The sequence below is a fragment of the Leisingera sp. ABD4_442 genome (genome assembly GCF_056160905.1).
Map to the genome: position 1 here is coordinate 62,418 of NZ_JBSWYB010000017.1, position 19,320 is coordinate 81,737.

The 19,320-nt window shown below is 66.1% G+C and carries 16 protein-coding genes and 1 pseudogene; 10 read left to right on the top strand and 7 right to left on the bottom strand.

Annotated features, from left to right (window positions below; genetic code table 11):
• The first annotated feature begins 139 nt into the window (after positions 1-139).
• Complete coding sequence (locus ACXAHG_RS13990; protein ID WP_475045583.1) at positions 140-1,990, top strand: glycosyltransferase family protein; 1,851 nt, start codon at positions 140-142, stop codon at positions 1,988-1,990.
• Positions 1,987-3,258: a hypothetical protein gene (locus ACXAHG_RS13995; protein WP_475058228.1), complete on the top strand. Its 1,272-nt coding sequence runs from the start codon at positions 1,987-1,989 to the stop codon at positions 3,256-3,258. The genes ACXAHG_RS13990 and ACXAHG_RS13995 overlap by 4 nt, the downstream gene beginning before the upstream one ends.
• Positions 3,259-3,277: 19 nt before the next feature.
• Here the strand turns inward: ACXAHG_RS13995 and ACXAHG_RS14000 are convergent, their stop codons facing one another.
• Positions 3,278-4,249 carry a sulfotransferase family protein gene (locus ACXAHG_RS14000; RefSeq protein ID WP_475045585.1) on the bottom strand — a complete coding sequence of 324 codons (972 nt, stop codon included), beginning with the start codon at positions 4,247-4,249 and terminating at the stop codon, positions 3,278-3,280.
• Between the two features lie 7 nt (positions 4,250-4,256).
• Positions 4,257-7,052, bottom strand: coding sequence for a non-ribosomal peptide synthetase (locus ACXAHG_RS14005; protein ID WP_475058231.1), 2,796 nt, complete (start codon positions 7,050-7,052; stop codon positions 4,257-4,259).
• Between the two features lie 137 nt (positions 7,053-7,189).
• Between ACXAHG_RS14005 and ACXAHG_RS14010 the strand changes: the two genes are divergently transcribed.
• Positions 7,190-8,125, top strand: a complete 936-nt coding sequence (locus tag ACXAHG_RS14010; RefSeq protein WP_475058234.1) for a sulfotransferase — start codon at positions 7,190-7,192, stop codon at positions 8,123-8,125.
• 87 nt (positions 8,126-8,212) lie between these two features.
• Positions 8,213-9,385 (top strand): UDP-galactopyranose mutase, encoded by a 1,173-nt coding sequence (glf, locus tag ACXAHG_RS14015; RefSeq protein ID WP_475058237.1) that lies wholly within the window; start codon positions 8,213-8,215, stop codon positions 9,383-9,385.
• Between the two features lie 26 nt (positions 9,386-9,411).
• Here the strand turns inward: glf and ACXAHG_RS14020 are convergent, their stop codons facing one another.
• From ACXAHG_RS14020 to ACXAHG_RS14030, 3 genes are read right to left on the bottom strand one after another with little or no spacing between them, the layout of a single operon-like run.
• Positions 9,412-10,458 (bottom strand): hypothetical protein, encoded by a 1,047-nt coding sequence (locus tag ACXAHG_RS14020; RefSeq protein ID WP_475058239.1) that lies wholly within the window; start codon positions 10,456-10,458, stop codon positions 9,412-9,414.
• A gap of 7 nt (positions 10,459-10,465) precedes the next feature.
• Positions 10,466-11,422: a glycosyltransferase family 2 protein gene (locus ACXAHG_RS14025; protein ID WP_475058242.1), complete on the bottom strand. Its 957-nt coding sequence runs from the start codon at positions 11,420-11,422 to the stop codon at positions 10,466-10,468.
• Entirely contained in the window at positions 11,419-11,955 is a 537-nt protein-coding gene (locus tag ACXAHG_RS14030) for a hypothetical protein (protein WP_475058244.1), read from the bottom strand. Before ACXAHG_RS14030 ends, ACXAHG_RS14025 begins: the two co-directional genes overlap by 4 nt.
• 199 nt (positions 11,956-12,154) lie before the next feature.
• Here ACXAHG_RS14030 and ACXAHG_RS14035 point away from each other — a divergent pair, with 199 nt between their 5' ends.
• The 6 genes from ACXAHG_RS14035 (at position 12,155) to ACXAHG_RS14060 (ending at position 18,371) form a co-directional block, all read left to right on the top strand.
• On the top strand, positions 12,155-13,765 hold the full coding sequence (locus ACXAHG_RS14035) for an aldolase catalytic domain-containing protein (RefSeq protein WP_475058247.1): 1,611 nt from the start codon (positions 12,155-12,157) through the stop codon (positions 13,763-13,765).
• A gap of 4 nt (positions 13,766-13,769) precedes the next feature.
• Entirely contained in the window at positions 13,770-14,510 is a 741-nt protein-coding gene (locus ACXAHG_RS14040; protein ID WP_475045594.1) for a 3-deoxy-manno-octulosonate cytidylyltransferase, read from the top strand.
• On the top strand, positions 14,510-15,169 hold the full coding sequence (locus ACXAHG_RS14045; protein ID WP_475045596.1) for an HAD family hydrolase: 660 nt from the start codon (positions 14,510-14,512) through the stop codon (positions 15,167-15,169). Before ACXAHG_RS14040 ends, ACXAHG_RS14045 begins: the two co-directional genes overlap by 1 nt.
• 61 nt (positions 15,170-15,230) lie before the next feature.
• A complete protein-coding gene (locus tag ACXAHG_RS14050) occupies positions 15,231-16,223 on the top strand; it encodes a hypothetical protein (RefSeq protein WP_475058249.1) in 993 nt (330 codons plus the stop codon).
• Positions 16,224-16,272: 49 nt separating this feature from the next.
• The gene (locus tag ACXAHG_RS14055; protein WP_475045598.1) at positions 16,273-17,100 is read left to right on the top strand and encodes a glycosyltransferase family 2 protein; all 828 of its coding nucleotides are present in this window, start codon (positions 16,273-16,275) and stop codon (positions 17,098-17,100) included.
• A 68-nt stretch (positions 17,101-17,168) separates the two neighbouring features.
• Entirely contained in the window at positions 17,169-18,371 is a 1,203-nt protein-coding gene (locus tag ACXAHG_RS14060; RefSeq protein WP_475058251.1) for a hypothetical protein, read from the top strand.
• Between the two features lie 200 nt (positions 18,372-18,571).
• Here the strand turns inward: ACXAHG_RS14060 and ACXAHG_RS14065 are convergent, their stop codons facing one another.
• Together ACXAHG_RS14065 and ACXAHG_RS14070 are read right to left on the bottom strand one after the other, a co-directional pair.
• A complete protein-coding gene (locus ACXAHG_RS14065; protein WP_475058253.1) occupies positions 18,572-19,219 on the bottom strand; it encodes a class I SAM-dependent methyltransferase in 648 nt (215 codons plus the stop codon).
• A gap of 6 nt (positions 19,220-19,225) precedes the next feature.
• Positions 19,226-19,320, bottom strand: a pseudogene (locus tag ACXAHG_RS14070) (GDP-mannose 4,6-dehydratase); the annotation flags it as partial.

The following is a 19,320-nucleotide window of genomic DNA, read 5'->3' on the forward strand; positions in this document are numbered from 1 at the left end:
CGCCAAACCGCTGAAATTTTGCGGTTTTGGCGCCAGTGGTGCGGAATCAATGGGTTCTGACCCTAACGCGGACGTGTACTTCCAGGCGCAGCTGCAGTATGCAGCGGGCGGTGCAGGACGGGTGCGAAAGGGTACAGGCATGACAGACGCAGCAGCGGCGGCGGCAGGGTTTACCACATTGCAGGGGCTGATGTGGCCTGAGCTGGGGATCTGCACGGAGCAGGAGCTGTATTTGCGCACAAACGGCCCGGCCGGCCCGGTCCGCGCCGCCGATGGCAGCCCGGGCGGCTACCGGTTTTTTGCGGGCAGCTGCGCCCGTTTCGACACCTGGTTCAATCTGTTCAACGCGGGCACCTGGAAGCGCCAATGCGCCTTGCAGAGCCTGTTTTTGCTGCTGGAGGGCAGGGGCAGCTTCACGGTGTCGGTCTTTGCCGCGCCGCGGGGGCGCTCCTGGGACCGCAGCGACCACATTGTGGAGCTGGCAGAGGGCTGCCCGGTGCGGCTGGATCTGACCGCGCTGATGCAGGCGGCGGGCGATGCGGCGCTGCTGTTCTTCGAGCTGCGGGCCGCGGGCGGCGAGGCCTTCCTGGCGCAGGCGTCCTGGCAGACGCAGGATGCGCCGCGGCGCACCCCGCAGCTGGCGCTGGCGGTGACCACCTTCAAGCGCGAGGCCGAGGCGGCGCGCACGGCGGAGCGGTTCTGCGCCTTCCGCGAACGCTCCTGGATGAAAGATCACGTGCAGCTGATCATCACCGACAACGGCCAGTCGCTGGAGCTGCCGCCGCGCGACGGGGTGACGGTGATCCCGAACGAAAACCTGGGCGGGGCCGGCGGCTTTACCCGCGGCCTGCTGGAGGCGCGCGTGCGCGGCGCCTCGCACTGCCTGTTCATGGATGACGATGCCTCCATCCATATGGAGAGCCTGGAGCGCACCTGGATGCTGCTGGCCTATGCCCAGGACCCGGCCACCGCGGTGGCGGGCGCCATGATCAGCGAGCAGCACCGCTGGGCAATCTGGGAAAACGGCGCCCGTTTCTTCACCCGCTGCCAGCCGCTGTATATGGGCACCGACCTGCGCGATTTCGAACAGACGGCGGCGATGGAACAGGAGGTCTCCGGGCCTCCGCCGCAGGAGCTGTATGGCGGCTGGTGGTATTTCGCCTTCCCGCTGGAGCAGGCCAGGCATCTGGCGTTTCCGTTCTTTGTGCGCGGCGACGACGTCAGCTTCTCGCTGGCCAACGGGTTCAATATCGTGCGCCTGAACGGGGTGGTGTCGTTCCAGGAAAGCTTTACCGAGAAGGAAAGCCCGCAGACCTGGTATCTGGATCTGCGCAGCCATATGGCCCATCACCTGAGCCTGCCGGTCCTGGATGTGGGCGCCCTGGGGGTGCTGAAGATCGCCGTCTGGTTCTTCCTGCGCAACCTGCCGCGGATGCATTACGATACGCTGGCCGCGGTCAACCTGGCGGTCGAGGATGTGATGAAGGGGCCGGGTTTCTTTGATGCAAATGCCGATATGGCCGGGCGCCGGGCCGACATCAAGGCGCTGACCGGCACCGAGGCCTGGCAGGATCTGGCGCCGCATCAGGCGCTGCCGCCGCTGCGCAGCACGCCGCCCGCCGCCTGGCGGCGGCATCTGATGAAGCTCAGCCTCAACGGGCTGCTGATCCCGGGCTTTGGCCGCTTCGGCCGCAAGATTACGCTGGAGGCACAGAACCGCAGCCATATCGGCTATGCCTGGGGGGCGGCGGAAATCACCTGCCTCAACGCGGAGCGCAGCAAATTTTACACCGTGCGCCATTCCAAATCCGCGGCCTGGCGCGAGATCCGGCGGTTTGCCGCAAACGCCCGCGCGTTCCTGAAAGCCTATGACCGGCTGGCGGCGGACTACCGGATGCAGTATGGCAGCTTCACCAGTGAAACCTACTGGCAGGCCAAGCTGAACCTGGCCCGCCAGCCTCAAGACATGCAGCAGGAAGCCGCCGAGTGAAGCTCATCAAGAAGCTGATCCAGACCTCCGGATCCAAATTCACAGCCCCAGCCCCGGCCCCCGCTCCGGCCTCAGTTCCGGCCCCGGGCGCGCCCGTCCTTCCCCGTCCCGCTGCCGCCGCGGATGCACCGCTGAAGGTGGTGCTGTTCATCGGCCACCACAAGGTCGGCTCGACCTCGCTGCAGGACTTCCTGGCGCGCAATGCGCCGGCGCTGGCGCGCCATGGCATTCTCTATCCCTTTGTGGAATTCGAAGGGCTGTCGCATATGGCAGCCGCTGCCGGCGGGCTGCTGCCGCCGCCTGACGGCAGCCTGCCGATCAACGTGCGCGAGCCGCATAATGCGCTGGCCTTCCGGATGCTGGCCGACCACAGCCATGGCAAGGTGCCGCCCTATCACAAGCGGCTGCCGGCGCTGCCGCAGATGGTGCATGCGATCCAGCAGCAGATCCGCTTTTCACAGCCGCATACGGTGATCCTGGCGGCCGAGGTCTTTGCCAATTTCAATGCCGCCGACCCGGCGCTGATCGAACGGCTGGCAGACTGGTTCCCGGGGGCGGAGTTCACCATCGTGGCGACGCTGCGGCGGATCGACGAATACCTGGCCTCCTGGCACGGCCAGCGGCTGAAGTTCGGCCATAAGCTGAAGCCGCTGCGCGGGGACGGGCTGGACGGCTATCTGCGCAGCATCCATTTCGACTACCGGCGGATGGTAGAGGGCTGGCTCAAAACGCTGCCTGCGGCGCGGGTGGTGCTGCGCGATTATGCGCAGGTGCGCGCCAGCGGCGGCTCGGTGGCGGATTTCATCGCCCAGGCCGGGCTGGAGCTGCCCGGGGGGCTGGCGCCGGAGCGGCGCGAGAATGATTCCATCCACCGGGCGTTTTACGAGATCGCCCGGCGGGCCAATCACCAGCTGGAGCCGGAGCAGGCAGCGGAGCTGCGCAAGGCGCTGCGCATGGAGCTGCAGGGCCGGCTGGAGCTGCCTGCCAGCAGCAGCATCGAGCTGTTCGGGGCGGAGAACCGGGCGCGGATGCTGGAGCAGTTCCGGCCGATCGACGATTGGCTTGGCGGGGTATGCGGGCGCAGCGGATTCTTTGCCGGGCTGGAGCAGGGGCTGGAGGTGCAGCCGCTGCCGGAGCTGGAGGCGGCGGCGGCGGTGCTGGCACAGCTGCAGGCGCTGGACTGGCAGGGCAATGACACCCTGCGCGGGTTCCTGGCAGAGCTGGCGGTCCCGGATGAAGGCCCCATGAAGGCCCCCGGAGAGACCTGAGGGGCCTGAAGGGGCGGGGTCAGGAGGCGGTTTCGGCGGCTGCCGCAGGATCCCAGCGGCCATAATCCAGCGGCGCCAGCAGCGGCTGGCGGCCTGGCTTTGCCGGCGTTTCCAGATCCAGCGGATAGCCGAACTGCTGCATCAGCCGGCCCAGCCGCCGTTCCACCCGCTGGATGTCTTTTTGCGCCAGCGCGGTGCGGTATTTGGCAAAATTCCCGCTCATCAGCGGCTGGCTGATGTTTTTGCGCTGCTTGGTGCTGGCGGCGAGCTTGGCCGCCCGGTCGGTATTGTGGAACTCCAGCATGCCGGGTTCAAAGGGCATCCCAAGGAAGCTGCACAGGCGCTGCAGCGTGTCTTCGGGCGCCTGCAGCAGGTCTTCGTAGCGGTGCAGGAAGACGCGGTCCGGGCCCAGCAGCCCCAGGGCGTGCAGGCCGCCCTGCTGGTCTTCTTCCCAGACTTTGAGCGCCTTGCGGGTGCTGCCGAACTTGTTGCCGCCCTTGACCGCGGCCTTGGCCGAGGCCAGGTAGTCGCGCGGGTCGCGCACCTGAAAGACAAACCGGGCATCCGCAAAGCAGTCGAGCAGGAAGAACATCAGGTTGTGCAGGTTGTTTTCCTTGATGAAAACGGTCTTGCCTGCAGCTTCGGGCATCATGTCCCGGTAGAGAAACCGGGCGATGGCCTTGGGGTCGACCTGGGACTGGGCGTCGAGCCACTGTTTCACCCGTTTGGCATCGGCCGGATCCTGCAGGGCCTCGACGCGGCCGGTGGCGTATTTCTTCAGCCGGGCCCAGGCCGGAGAGGCGGCGCCGCCCTGCAGGGTCTTGTACAGGTTCAGCAGAACGATCCGGCCAAAGTGATGCGGCGGCGGCGCGTAGACCTGGGAATGGGTGCCCATGATGGTGCTGATCAGATTCGAGCCGGAGCGCTCGGAGCAGATCAGGAAAACCGGGGCAGGGGCGGCCGGGCCGGAAGCGGGGGAGGTGTGTTGCATCGGGGGATCACTTTCTGCCGGCAGCTGCGGCCGGAGCGGGCAGGGTTTCGGCGAACAGGGTTTCGGCGATCTGGGTTGAGAACTTGTCGCGCCCGGTCTGGGCCGCCAGGTGGTTGAAGTCCTGGAAATCTTCCGGATCCAGCTCAAACCTTGTGTCGGGGATGATCCGGACGCCGGTTTCCTTGCTCAGCTGGCTGACAAGGGCGCTGAAATGATTGGGCGAGACGCGCTGGCGCTGGGTCTGCAGATCGTCGCACAGGATGGGGTGGATCACCGCGCTGACCTCGTCGCTGACCTCGCGCAGCGCCGCCAGCCCGCGCCGCCAGGCCGCCACAGAGGTCTCGTCCATCGGCACCCCGCCCAGGAAGGTCTGACGGATTTCCCGGGCCCGCCGTTCCTCCCAATTGGCCGCGGGCAGTTTGGTGCGGGCCTTCTTGGGCGGGGCAATGGTGCCGCCGGCATCCTGGTCCCAGACGGTCGAGGCGTCATAATAGATCCGCTCGACACCGTCGAAAGTGCCCTTGCGGTAATCCGCGACAATGCCGATGTCGCCCACCGGGGGCAGGATGCTCAGCTGCATGATCTCCAGCTCCAGCACCGCATGCGCAATCCGCTTGTTCTGCTCCGCCATGGTGTCGCGGACAAATTCGCACAGCTCGGCAATGCCCTCGATGCTGAGCATCGCCATGCCGAGGTTGGCCGCCCGCACCCGCTGGCCGCGGCGCCGGGCCTCGGCCTCGATGGCGGGGGCGCTGATGCCGCGCATGAAGCCGGAGGAGCCGATGCACAGCACCAGGGGATCAGCGGCGGAGCGGCTGAACCCGGGGAACTTGTCGAGCATGTCCAGGGACCGCATGGCCCGGTAATGCGGGTTCTGCCGCCGCACCGAGCGGCTGGCATGGGCATTGGCCAGCGGCTCGAAACTGGCGGCGCCTTCCGGTTTTTTTGCCTGCCGGATAAAGGTCAGGATCTGGCGCAGGGACATATGCGACAGGGCCGCCACCGTGTCCTGGGTGAGTTCCAGGCCGAACCGTTTTTCCAGCTGGATGGTAAATTCGACAAAGCCCATCGAATCCAGGCCGATATCCATCAGGTTCCCGGCCTTCTCGATATCCGCGTGGGAAATGGCCGGATTGATCTTCTGGATATCCTGGACCAGCGTGTCATAGCGGTTCGCCTTGCCGGGGCCGGCCGCCTTGGCCTGGCGCTTCTCCAGCCGGCGGACCACCCGCTCGCCGATCCGGCCGCGGTCCACCTTGCCGCTGGCGTTCTTGGGGAATTGCTTCATCAGCATCACCTTGGTGAGGCTCATGTAATCGGGCAGCTTGCCGTCCAGGGCCTTCAGCAGCTGCCGCGGCCGGCCCTCCCAGCCCTCGACCACGCCAACCAGGCTGGTGGGGGTGGGGGATTTCAGCGGCAGCGGAACCACAACGGCGTTGCAGCCCTCTGCATGGCTGCGCAGCACCGCCTCGATTTCCCCCAGCTCGACCCGGTAGCCGCGGATCTTGATCTGGTTGTCGATACGGTCGATGAACTGCAGGCTGCCGTCCGGCCCGGCTTCCACCCGGTCGCCGGTGCGGTAGTGGACCGCGCTGCGGCCTTCCGGCACCACAAAGGCCCTGGCGGTTTTCTCGGCATCCGCCACATAGCCGTCGGCGACCTGCGCGCCGGTGACCAGCAGCTCGCCGCTCTCGCCGGCGGCGGCCGGGCTGCCGTCTTCCCGCAGCACCAGCGTCTGCATGCCCGGCAGCGGCAGGCCGATCGGCACCAGGTTGAAGCGGCCCTGGATCTGTCCGGGGTCGGCGGGCAGCGGGTAGCGGGTGCAGGCAATGGTGGCCTCGGTGGGGCCGTACCAGTTTTCCACCCGGTGGCCGGTGGCGCGCGCCCAGTCCTGCGCCAGATCCGCCGGCAGCGCCTCGCCGCAGAACAGGGTCAGGCGCAGGGTGCTGAGGGCGCCGGGCTTGAGCGCGCCTTGCATGCGCATTTTCTGGGCCAGGCTGGGCACTGAGAACCAGCAGGTGAGGCCATGGCGGTGCAGATAGCCGGCCGGCTCTTCCAGATCCGCGGCAGAGGGCACGATCAGATGCGCGCCGGCCCGCCAGCAGACAAACATGTCATGGGCGCTGAGATCGAAGGTCAGGTCGAAATTCTGCGACATCCGGTCATCGGGCCCGTAATCCGCGACCGCAAAGACCGCATCAAGATAGGCCCCCAGGTTGCTGTGCCGGATGGCCACGCCCTTGGGCTGGCCGGTGCTGCCGGAGGTGAACAGGATATAGGCATAGGGGTTGGCGGGGGGGCTGCCGGGGGGGCTGGCGGGCTGGCGCAGGGCCGCCGGGCGCTGCACGGGCTCCCCGGCCGGCAGGGCGCCGGTATCGATCCGCTGCGGGCTGTCCTGGTCCGACGGCACCGCCAGGATCTCCTCCACCGCCGCGGCGCTGGCGCTGTCATGCAGCAGGCAGGCGGCGCCGGAGCGCTCCAGGATATAGCGGTTGCGTTCGGGCGGGAACTTGGGGTTCAGCGGCACATAGGCATGGCCGCGCAGCAGCGCTGCCAGCACCGCGGCATAGGTGCCGGGGCCGCGGCTGGCATAGATGGCGGTGACCGGGGCGCTCTGGCCGGTTTCCTGTGCGGCAATGGCGGCGGCCAGGCCCTGGGCCTGTTCCAGCAGCGCCTGATAGGTCAGCGTGATGCCCTCTGCGGTGAGCGCGGGGCGGTCCCCCCAGCGGGCGGCAGAACGCAGAAAATCATCAGCGGCATTCCAGTTTTCCTGAGCCGCGGGTGTCGGGGAGAAATCTGCCATGTGAACTACCGGTCCAGCCATAAAAAACATTGCGTTTCTCCCAAAAAAGAAGGCATGAAACAAGCCATAAATGATGCCATTTTCGGACCGCGGATCCGCGCGTCCGGCAGGTGCATTGCGCTGCGGGAGAAGGCCAATTGGTTACTAAAGTTCTGTATATTGCCGGGGCCGGACGCTCGGGAACAACATTCTTGTCGATGCTGCTGTCGCAGAATGACGACGCCCAGAATATCGGCCAGATCCGGGACCTGCCGATGGCGGTGGAAAAACACTCCCCGTGCAGCTGCCGCCGCGACGTGCCGGAATGCAGCTTCTGGGGCCCTGTCCGCGCCCGGGTCGAGGCCCGGCACGGCGCCGGGGCGATGGCGGCGCTGATGGCGGGCAAGGCCGCGTTCCGCAAGGGCGCCAATGCCGAGAGCTCCTGGCAGGACCCGGCTGCCCGGGCGCGGCTGTCGCAGGCGCATGCGGCGCATCTGGAGCGGCTGAAAACCCTTTATGATGCCGCGGCGGAGCAGGCCGGCGGGCGGATGCTGGTCGACAGCTCCAAATCGGTGGATGTGGCGATGGCGCTGAGCCTGATTCCCGGCATCGAGGTCTATGTGCTCAACCTGGTGCGCGACCCCCGGGCGGTGGGCGTCAGCTGGGCCAAGATCATCAAGAAAAGCGACCGGTTGCGGATGCGCACCGCCAATTGGGTGGAGCGCCAGCAGCGGGCGCAGTGGCTGGGCGCCCATGACCCGGAGAAATTCATGCTGTTGCGCTATGAGGATCTGACCGTGTCGCCGCGCCAGCATGTCGAGCAGATCCAGAGCTGGGCCGGGCTGGAGCGCGCGACGCCGTTTTTCACCGATGAGCATTCGGCACGGGTGTCCTGGGCGCGGGAGCATTTGTTCCCGCCGGCCAATGCATCGGTGCTGCGCCAGCGCAAGACAGAGATTTCCATCCGCACCGCCGAGAGCTGGAAAGATCCCAAAAATGCCGCCCTGCACGCCATGGCCGAGGCCGAGACATTCCCGTTTGCCGAAGCCTTTGGGTACCGCCCCGGAGTCGCGCCGGTCCCGGCGGACCGGTAACCCGGCTGCGCGCAGACAGCCACGATACAGCCCGCTTTGGCACGGGGGTGCGCCCCCCGTGCCGGGCAGAAAGAAGGATAAGCGTCTATGACTGCAGGAAACTATCTGTTGGTGGGGGCGGGGCTTTCCGGCGCCGTGATCGGCCGCCATCTGGCCGAAGCAGGCCACTGGATCACCGTGATCGACAGCCGCGGCCACATCGGCGGCAACTGCCACACCGAGCGCGACGCGGAAACCAGCGTGATGGTGCATGTCTACGGGCCGCATATCTTCCACACCGACGACGCCGAGGTCTGGGACTATGTGAACAGCTTCGAGCGTTTCCTGCCCTATAAGAACCGGGTGAAATCCACCACCCGCGGGCTTTCGGGCGATCAGGAAGTGTTCTCGCTGCCGGTCAATCTGCACACCATCAACCAGTTCTTCCGCAAGACCCTGCGCCCGGAAGAAGCGCATGATTTCATTGTCAATGAACAGGCCGATACCTCGATCGCAGATCCCCAGACCTTCGAAGAGCAGGCGATGCGCTTTGTCGGCAAGGATCTCTATGAGGCGTTTTTCAAGGGCTACACCATCAAGCAATGGGGCATGCACCCCTCCGAGCTGCCCGCCTCGATCCTGAAGCGGCTGCCGGTGCGCTTCAACTACGACGACAACTATTTCTTCCACCAGTTCCAGGGCATGCCCGAGAACGGCTATACCGCGATGATCGCCAAGATCCTCGATCATCCGGGCATTTCGGTCAAGTTAGAGACTGATTTTACCCCGGAGATGGGGGCAGAGTATGACCATGTGTTCTACTCCGGGCCGCTGGACGGCTATTTCGGCTATGAGCTGGGGCGGCTGGGCTACCGGACCCTGGATTTTGAGCGCTTCACCCATCAGGGCGACTACCAGGGCTGCGCGGTGATGAACTACGGCGAGGAAGCTGTTCCTTACACCCGCATCACCGAGCACAAGCATTTCGCACCTTGGGAAAGCCACGAGGGTTCGGTGCTCTACCGCGAGTTCTCGCGCCTGGCAGAGCCCGGCGACATTCCTTATTACCCGATCCGCCAGGTGAAGGAGAAGGAGCTGCTGGCGGCCTATGTGAAGCTGGCCGAAGAGACCCGCGGCGTCACCTTCGTGGGGCGGCTTGCCACCTACCGTTACCTGGACATGGATGTGACCATCCGCGAGGCGCTGGACGCGGCGCGCGGCTTTGCCGCCTGCCTGGAGGCGGGCGAAGCGGCGCCTGCGTTTTTCACCGCGCCGCTGTAGGGGGCGGCCCCTAGGGGCGGGGCGCCTCAGGCGGTCTGGCGGCGGATGAATTTGCGCAGCCGGGCCCGGGCGGCCTCGTCCAGCAGCTCTGCCCGGCTCCAGTCCTGGCTGCGCGCGGCGCAGAGCGCATCGGTGCGGGTGGCAAACAGGCGGGCCAGATCGCTGCGCTCGGCCTCCAGCAGCCGGGTGATGCCGTCTGCCATGGCGGCGCTCAGGTGCAGGCTGCTGCCGCGGGCGGGGCCTGGCGGGGCGCCGCGGGTGAAATCCCGCTTCAGCAGTTTCGGGCGCAGCTGCGCATAGACCGGCTGGCTGACCCGGGTCTGCACATATTCGAGTTCGGCCAGCTTGCGCGGCAGGATGCGGCTGTTGCGCCGCGGCGCCGCGGCCGGGGGCGGCAGGCCGAGCAGGCTGCAGAAATCGCTCAGCATGTCCGGTGCATCCAGATCCGCCGGCGCGTTTGAGCGCAGGATCAGGCTGTCCGCGGGCAGCTGCGCCCGCAGCATCCGGGCAAAGCCGAGCAGCGAGGGCAGCGGGAAGCCGTAGCTGTCCTCGAAACAGCGCAGGTAGCGGCCGATGCCGGGCGGGCCTGCGGCAAAGAAGGCCGCTTTATCAATCCCGAACAGCCCGGCGCGCAGAAACTGCGCATAGCTGGATTCCGCAAAGCCGTAGGGATTGCGGAAATAGGCCACCAGGCGGATCTGCCAGTCCGGCATCTGCTGCTGCAGCAGCTGCACCAGCGCGGCCAGGTTGCCGGTGCGGAACATATTGGTCCAATGCTCGCAGGACAGCAGGATGCGGCGGCAGCCGTGGCGCTCTGCCTCTGCCGCGATCTCCGCCAGGGCCGCGGGCAGGGCCCCGGCAGCCATCCGGGCCAGCGGGATGTGGTTGCGGTAGCCATCGGGGGCGCGGTGGCTTTGCGGATAGCACAGGCCCAGCTGCAGATGCTGCTCATAGGCGGCGGCCATATGGTGCTGGACCGTGGTCGAGCCGCATTTCGGCAGGCCGGCATGCAGCCAGATCTGGCGCGGGCTGCTGCGGCGGCCGGGGGCGGCGGGCGGCGGGTGCGGAACCATGGCGGGCTCAGGCCTGGCGGCGCTGCGCGGCGGGCGCATCCGGCAGGCCAGGTAAGCCTTGCAGGCCGGGCAGCCCGGCCGGCGCATGGGCGGCGAGGAAGGCGCTGATCTGCTGGGCCAGCTGCGGGTGCAGCTCAGGGGCCAGGGCGTGTTTCACCCAATGCATCAGCCCGGCAAAAAACCTCCAGAACGGCTGCTGATAGAGGTCCAGGCCTTTTGCCTGGATCTCAGCGGCAATCCGGGCGAGCGGCAGAAACACGTCCAGCCGTTCGGGCCCGGTCCGGTTGGTCAGCCGCTGGCCGCCTGCGGAGACGTCATGCACCACTGCCGCATGGGTGCTGGCCAGGATCCGGCTGCCATTGAGGAAGCTGCGCCAGTGCAGTTCGATATCGTTGTGAACCAGGATCTCGGAGCAGCCGATACCGTGATCGCGCAGAAAGGCGGTCCGGTATATCTTGTTCCAGGGGTAGTTCGAGGTTTGCACCAGGCAGGCGGCGGCAAAGGGCGGGACCGGCGACAGGGCGCCCAGGCTCAGCCCGGCGCGGTCCCAGAATTCCTGGTCATAGGGCATCTGGCCAAAGCCGCCCTGCGCCTCGCGGCGGCTGTCGTGATGCTGGAACAGGCAGAAATCGAAGTCCTGGCCGGCCAGGTCCTGCAGCAGCCAGGGCAGGGCGCGGCCGGGGCGGTCATCGGCATCCAGGAACAGCAGATGGGAGGTCTGGACATGCGCCAGCGCCAGGTTGCGGGCGGCGCCGGCGCCTTTGGCGGTGCCGTGGCGCAAGAGCTGCAGCTGCCCGGCCTCCAGGCCGGCCGCGGCCAGCAGGGCGGCCTCCTGAAGCGGCTCCCGCGAGCCGTCATCCACCACCACGATCCGGCTGGCGCAGCCAAGCGCCCGCAGCATGCGCAGCAGGCGCAGCAGGCTGGCGCCGTCGTTATGCGCTGGGATGGCGACGGTCAGAGTCACAGGAAGAACAGCCGCAGGTCATGCAGTTCCAGGCGGCAGCTGCGGGGCGGCAGAAACAGCACCAGTTCAAACCATTGTGCATCCAGCGGCAGCTGCGGGCAGCTGGGCAGATGCAGGGTGTCCATATGATCGCCCGGCTCTTCCCGGGCCAGGATGTGGCGCGGGAAGAAACAGTCGGAGAACCCGCCGCCGGGCAGGCCGGCGCGCAGGCAGGGGCGGATCGCCTCATGCCCGGCAGCGGCGCTGCGGCAGGCCAGCCCGGCGTAGCGGAACGGCAGCAGGTCCAGCGGCCCCAGGTCCAGATGCAGGCCGATCCACTCCCCCGGGCCTGCGGTTTCGAGATCAAGCTCCAGCAGCCGCCCGGCCGGAGAGCGCCAGCGCCCGCCGGCCTGCAGGGCGGGATCCGCATGCAGCTTCAGCCCCTCATCCAGGGGCGTGCTGCCGCTGACTGGCCCGCCGCCGGTGCTGTCTTGCAGCCGGGCCAGGGCCTGGTTGAAGGGCGCGCAGGGGCCCAGGGGCGGGGGCAGGGTCAAGCGGATCGGTCCTTTCCGGCGGCGGCACCCGGCAGCTGCATGCCGCCGGCCGCGGGGTTCATGCTTGCAGGTCTAAGCGAAGCTCTGTATGCCCGCAACCACAGGATGCAGTCATTCTCAGCGTGTATTGCAGGCTTTCTTTCATCTTCTGGAAGGCTTTCGGGCAGCGCGCCGGGCAGAGAAAAGAGATTGGGTTGAGATGTCAGACACTTTAGTGCTGGATTGCACGTTGCGGGACGGCGGCTATTACAACGCCTGGGATTTTCCGCAAGAACTGATCGAAGCCTATCTGGAGGCCATGCGGGCGGCCCGGGTCGACATCGTCGAGATCGGCTTCAGGTTTCTGAAGAACAACGGGTTCAAGGGCGCCTGCGCCTATACCACCGATGATTTCCTGCGCAGCCTGAAGATCCCCGAAGACCTGCAGGTCGCGGTCATGGTCAACGGTGCCGACCTGCTGACCGATCTGGGGCTTGAGGCCACGCTGGAGCATCTGTTTCCGGAGCCGGCGGCGGCGGTGCCGGTTGATCTGGTGCGCCTGGCCTGCCACTTCCGCGAGGTCAAGCAGGTGCTGCCGGCCGTGCGCTGGCTGACGGAGCGGGGCTACCGGGTCGGTTTCAACCTGATGCAGATTGCCGACCGCAGCCGGGAAGAGGTGGTGGAACTGGCCCGCGAGGCGCGCGCCTGGCCGGTGGAGGTGCTTTATTTCGCCGACAGCATGGGCAGCATGACGCCGGAAGACACCGCCCGCATCATCAGCTGGCTGCGCGAGGAATGGGACGGCCCGATCGGCATCCATACCCATGACAATATGGGGCTGGCGCTGCAGAACACGCTGCGGGCGCAGGCCGAGGGCGCCACCTGGCTGGACGCCACCGTGACCGGCATGGGCCGCGGCCCGGGCAATGCCCGCACCGAGGAGCTGGTGATCGAAGCCCAGGAGCTGCGCTCCCGCCCGGCCAACCTGGTGCCGCTGATGAGCCTGCTGCGGCAGCATTTCCAGCCGATGAAGGAACGCTATGGCTGGGGCACCAACCCCTATTACTTCCTGTCCGGCAAATACGGCATCCACCCGACCTATATTCAGAACATGCTGACCGATTCCCGCTTCAGCGAGGAGGACATCCTGGCGGTGATCGAGCATCTGCGCCAGGAAGGCGGCAAAAGCTTCAGCAGCGGCACGCTGGATGGCGCGCGCAATTTCTACCAGGGGGAGGCGCGGGGCAGCTGGCAGCCGCGCTCCATGCTGGAAGGGCGCGATGTGCTCATTCTTGGCGCCGGCGCCGGCGCCCGGCAGCACCGGGCCGCGCTTGAGGCCTATGTGCGCCGGGCCCAGCCGGTGGTGATTGCGCTGAACACGCACAGCGGCATCTCAGAAGAGCTGATCGACCTGCGCGCGGCCTGCCACCCGGTCCGGCTGATGGCCGACAGCGAGGCGCATCTGGCGCTGCGCCAGCCGCTGATCACCCCGGCCTCGATGCTGCCCGCGGATCTCGGCGCCCGGCTTGGCAGCAAGGAGTTGCTGGACTTCGGCATCCGCCTGGATGAGGACCGGTTTGAGTTTTCCAGCAGCCATTGCATCTCTCCCAGCCTGCTGGTGCTGGCCTATGCGATGGCAGTGGCGGCGGCCGGCGGCGCCAGCCAGGTGCTGCTGGCGGGCTTTGACGGCTACACGCCCGGCGATGCGCGCAACCGCGAGGTCGAAGAGATCCTGCGGCTGCTGGAGCAGACCCCGGGCAGCCCGGAGGTGATTTCGGTCACCCCGAGCCGCTACAAGCATCTCAAGCAAATTTCAGTTTACGGAATGTGATCCCATGACGGCCTGTGTCATTATCCCCGCCCGCTATGCCTCCACCCGCTACCCCGGCAAGCCGCTGGTGCCGCTGCTGGGCAAGCCGATGATCCTGTGGGTGGCGGAGCTGAGCGCCCGCGCGGTGGGGCAGGAGCATGTCTATATCGCCACTGAGGACGCGCGCATCGCCGAGGTGGTGGAGGCCGCGGGCTTCAAGGCGCTGATGACCAGCAGCGAGGCGCTGACCGGCACCGACCGCCTGGCCGAAGCGGCGCAGATGATCGATTACGATATCTATGTGAACGTGCAGGGCGACGAGCCGCTGGTGAACCCGGAGGACATCAAGCGCTGCGTGGAGCTGAAGGCGGCGGATCCCTCCCTGATCGTCAACGGCTTTGCCTGGATCGGTGCAGAGGAAGACCCGCACAGCGTCAATATCCCCAAGGTGATCACCACCGAGGATGACGTGATGGTCTATATGTCGCGGGCGGCGCTGCCGGCCTGCAAGGACGCCAAAAACGCGCCGGAACGCTACAAGAAGCAGGTCTGCATCTACGGCTTCACCCGCGAGGAGCTGCAGGCCTTCCAGGGTTTCGGCCGCAAGGGCACGCTGGAGAAGAGCGAGGATATCGAGATCCTGCGCTTCCAGGAGCTGGGCCGCAGGATTGTGATGTATGAGACCGCGCCCGGCACCATGGCGGTGGATGTGCCGGAGGATGTGGCCCCGGTGGAAGCAGCCCTGAAGCGGCTTTGGAACCTGTAATGGCGGCGGGCTACCAGACGCTGGTCTTTGACTGCGACGGGGTGATCCTGGATTCCAACCGGGTGAAGACCGAAGCCTTCCGCCAGGCGGCCCTGCCCTATGGGGCGGCCGCGGCAGAGGCGCTGGTGGCGCATCATGTCGCCCATGGCGGCGTGTCCCGCTATCTCAAATTTCAGCATTTTCTGGAAAACATCGTGCCGGGCCAGAGCGGGCCGGGCCTGGAGGCGCTGCTGGCGGCCTATGCCGGCGCGGTGCGGGCCGGGCTGCTGGCTTGTGCGGTGGCACCGGGGCTGGAGGCGCTGCGCGCCGCCTGGCCGGATCAGCGCTGGCTGATCGTATCGGGCGGCGACCAGGCGGAGCTGCGGGAGATCTTTGCCGCACGCGGGCTGGACGGGCTGTTTGACGGCGGCATCTTCGGCAGCCCCGACAGCAAGGACACGATCCTGGCGCGGGAGCTGGGCTGCGGCAATATCCGCCCGCCGGCGCTGTTTCTGGGCGACAGCACCTATGATCACCGCGCCGCCGCGGCTGCCGGGCTGGACTTTGTCTTCATCAGCGGCTGGAGTGAAGTGGCGGACTGGCCCGGCTATGTGCGGCAGCACCAGCTGCGCAGCCTGGCGGCGGTCGGGGATCTGGCCGGGGATCTGGCGGGCGCCTAGGCCGGCGCAAGGGAAGGCGCGGCAGGCTGGTGCCGCGGGACGGGAAGAAAAGGAGCAGCCGGTGAACACGCAAATCACATCTGCCGCGTTTGCGGCGTCCGGGCAGGATGCGGAATTCTCGCTGGCGGACTGCACGGAGCGGGCGGGCCTTGCGGAGGCGCTGCAGGCTGCGGGCGCCCGGTTTGAGCGCCTTGCCGGGGCACCGGCGGACTGGCAGCCGGCAGAGGGGCGCCCGGTGCTGGCGGTCTATGAGCGGGCGGAAGCGGCCGTCTGCAGGGGGATTGCCTGCGGCCGGAGCCCGGCGCAGTCCTTGCAGGATTGGGAAGCGCAGGCGCAGGAACTGCTGGCGTTCTGCCGCCGGAACCGGCGCCGGCTGGCGCTGGTGGAGGCGGCCGGCCTGCGCCGCGATGCGGGCCCGGCGCTGGAGCAGGCCTGCAGCCAGCTTGGCATCAGCCCTCTGCCCGGGCTGGATCTGGATCTGCCGGAGGATGCGGCCGGGCCGGTCTGGCAGGTGATTGCGGATCAGGCTGTGGCCGGCGCCGCCGGGGTGGCGGCGCTGAATTCCGAGCTGGAGGCCCGCGCGGTGCCCGCAGGCGGGCAGCCGGATGCCCTGGCCGCCGCAGAGCGGGCGGTGCAGGTGCTGAGGCCGCTGCTGCAGGATCTGGCCGTGCTGCGCGGCGCACATGACCAGCAGCAGGCGCAGCAGCGGCAGGCCGGGGAGCGGCTGGCCGCGCTGGAGGCGCAGGCGGCGGCCAAGCAGAGCCAGGCGGAGCTGATGCAGCTGCAGCTGCGCAGCCTGCAGGAGGCCCTGGAAGCGGAGCGGCAGACGTCGGCCCGGCTGGAGGGCACCGGCGCGGTCCTGGAGGAAGAGCGCCGGACGAAGCTGCTGCGCGGCGAAACGATCCAGAAACTGCGCGGGCAGGTTGCGGAACTGGAAGGGCAGCTCGGCGAGCGTGATGCCCAGCTGCAGGCCTTGTGGGAGTCGAGCTCCTGGCGGATCACCGCACCGATGCGGCGGATCAAGCTTGCCCTGACCGGGCGCCGCGGATCCTAGCCCTGGCGCTGCCGCAGCGTGTTCCGGCCCTAACTCAAAGGATACTTGAATGAACTACCCGAAGATTTCGATGGTGATTGGCAGCTTCAACCGGCGCAAGCTGCTGCAGCTTTGCATTGATGCGGTGCGCAAGGAGCTGGAGGGGGAAGCCTATGAAATCATCGTGGTGGACGGCGGCTCGACGGATGGAACCGTTGAATGGCTGACCCAGCAAAAGGACATCATTTCCCTGGTTCAGCACAACCGGGGGGAATGGAACGGCAAGCAGATCGACCGCAAGCCCTGGGCCTACTTCATGAACCTGGCGTTCAAATGCGCCAGCGGCAAATACATCTGCATGCTGTCCGACGACAGCCTGATCGTGCCGGGGGCGATCGTGAACGGGGTCGATCTGTTCGACGAGATGCTGGAGCAGGGGGTGAAACTGGGCGGCGTGGCCTTTTATTTCCGCGATTACCCGGTGCGCAAGAAATATGCGGTCGCCATCAATGTCGGCAATCTCTACGTCAACCACGGCCTCTATCTGAACGCGGCGATGAAAGAGGTGGGCTATTGCGATCAGGATTACCATTTCTATTTCTCCGACACCGACCTGTGCCTGAAGATGAAGGCGGCGGGCTACAAGGTGATCCGCTCCAAGACCTCTTTTGTTGAACACTACTTCGAAGCGACGCCGGAAATCCGCGCCTCCAACAATGATGACCGCAAGGAGCAGGACCGCATGCGGCTGATCTCCAAATGGGCAGGCACCGCCTATCCGGAAGGCGAGCGGGAGAAATACGAGAAGATCGTGGGGTATTGGGATTACCACCCGAGAGGTTTCGATGACCCCCTGAACACGATCCAGAAGCTGATCGATGCCAGTGCGCCGGACTGAGCCGGGCCGCGGCTTCGGGCAGGCAGGGGGTGAGCAACAGGGAGTGCGCGCCGCGCATCGTTTGAATTGTGACTGAATTTACGGATTTTCTTTCGGACCGGACGCTGTGGCGCGAGGTCCTGTTTGCCGATCTTTACAGCCTGAAGCAGAAGAGCGCTGAAGAAAAAGCGGCCGTGCGGGACATCTGGCTGCGCGATTTCCTGTACTCCGATTACCGGCTGCCGCAGCAGCGCGAGACCGGCGCGCTGTTCTTCCGCAGCCTGGTGCGGGATGATTACAAGGGGCTGTTCCATGCGGTGATCGAAGCCTCGGGGATCCGCGACCGGGTGGTGGTGGAGGACTATCAGCACCGCAGCCGGCCGGAGCGGCTGAACGCTGCCGCCAGCCGCTATATGCTGGAAAACGCGGGTCTGTTCGATGCACTGGACATTGCCGATCCGATGGACCGGGCCTGCTGCTTCATCCGGGCCTGCAAATACGGCTTCATCCTGGATCATTTCCGGAACATGACGTTCAAGGCGCTGATCTGCTTTGCCGACATGCAGCCGGTGGAGCATCTGCTGGCCCGCTATTTCCGCGCGCAGGGGGTCACGACCGTCACGCTGCAGCACGGGCTTTACGTGGACTATGGCAGTATGGATACGGTGAATGTGATCAATTACGAGCACCAGCCGTCCGAGTATTTCCTGTCCTGGGGGCCGGAAACCTCGCAGCTGATCCAGCGCCATCATCCTGCGAACACCACGGTGGACTGCGGCAAGCCGCTGATCTTCAATGCCGCCGCCGAAGCGGCAGGGCAGGCGCCGCAGCCCTATATTGCGGTGTTCCTCGATCAGCAGATCTTCAACCGCCAGAACGAAGAGATGCTGCAGATTGCAACCGCCTGTGCCCGCCGCAGCGGGCGTGCGGTCAAGGTGCGGTTCCACCCGTCGGTCCGCAAGGAAGATTTTTTCCGCAAATTCCCGGATATCCGCGAGCAGCTGCATTTCCAGGATGCCGATTTTGTCATCGGCCATACCTCGTCGCTGATTTATGAGGCGCTGTCCCTGGGCTGCCGGGTGCTGCGCTATGACAGCGAGGTCCCAAGCCTGCCGTTGCCCGATAGCAGCACCTTTACCTCGCTGGAGCAGCTGGAAGCCCGCCTGGCCCTGCCGCAGCCCGAGGGGCTGGCACAGCAGTATTTCTGCGCCACCGGCGCGGCGTCGCTGCGCCGCTATGCAGGGTTTTTCCGGGAGATCCTGCCGGGCCTTGCCGGCCAGGCGGCTGCCTGACCGGCAATCCGGCGGCATGTTAAAAAGGCGCGTCCCGGGCGGGGCCGCGCCTTTGCCTTGCGTTTTTTCTGCGCCTTTATTTGCTGCGCCGCCTGTCCGGCCCTTGGGCCAGTCAGCAGCCGCAGGTGCCGCGCATCCCGCCCTGCAGGCTGATCCCGGCCTGCCAGCTCAGCCGCGCCTGGGGCGCGGCACATGGATATTCATTCAAATTGCCCGCTATGGGGTTTGCGGGCAATCGCAATCATGGACTTTGCCAAAACCGGCACCCGCCCCACGCGCAGGAACCGGATGTTCTGAAACCCCGTTTCAGACAGCAGTTCAGTCAATGTGCGCACAGACCAGAACTTAATGTGGCCATGGTCCCAAAGTGCAGTGAAATGCGCATCCAGCTTGCCGCTCAATGCCATTGCCAGGTTTTTCCAGTATCCATGGTACGGAGTTGAAATAATGGCCGTGCCCCCGGGTTCCAGCAGCTCATACAATGTTCTGGCATAGTCGCGCGGCGCATAAACATGCTCGACGACTTCCAAGCTGTAAACGACTGGAAATCTTCCGTATTCAGAGGCCAGATCATCATAAGCGGAACCCTCTTCCAGAGTAATATGGGGGTAGTCCTTTTTGGACTGCTCGATTCCGTCCCGGGAGACATCAACGCCTGTTACCTGCCAGCCGTTTTGCCCCAGGGCAGAGGCGACGGAACCGTTTCCGCACCCGAGATCAAAGGCCCGCTTTGTCCCCTCTGGCAGTTTGGAAAGCTCCGAAAATAGAGCCGGAAGAAGATATTTATGTGAATGATTGGTGGAGCTATCGGAATACTGATAGCCGTCAATGCCCTGTATATCTTTCATATGTCTTTATCCTTCCACGCTGACCGGCAGATCCATGCCGTGTTCTTTCAAGAGCGCATGGCGGCGGGCGGTCTTCAGGTCTTCGGCCACCATCTCGGCGC